Annotated in this window: 1 protein-coding gene; it reads right to left on the bottom strand. The window is 56.1% G+C overall.

The genetic code is table 11. The features are described from left to right. The coding region (locus tag ATN88_RS25345) for a calcium-binding protein (RefSeq protein WP_408607738.1) at positions 1 to 221 on the bottom strand (221 nt) is incomplete at both ends.

Genomic DNA, 221 nt, shown 5'->3' with positions numbered 1-221 from the left:
TGTCATTACCGTCCTGACCATAGATCACATCATTGCCGGAACCACCATCGACAGCGTCATCACCTGTCCCTGCGTAGACCTTGTCGTTGCCGTCTTCACCGTAAATGGTGTCGTTACCTGCATCACCATGCAGCTCATCGTTACCGATGCCGCCTTTAAGGAGGTCGTGACCCGCACCGCCACGTAAGCGGTCGTCACCGTCTTGGCCGTACAGTTCGTCG

Source organism: Enterovibrio coralii, from assembly GCF_001559595.1.
Classification (GTDB): domain Bacteria; phylum Pseudomonadota; class Gammaproteobacteria; order Enterobacterales; family Vibrionaceae; genus Enterovibrio; species Enterovibrio coralii.
Note: the sequence above shows the minus strand (reverse complement) of the source record. Positions and strands in the feature narration are given on the sequence as shown.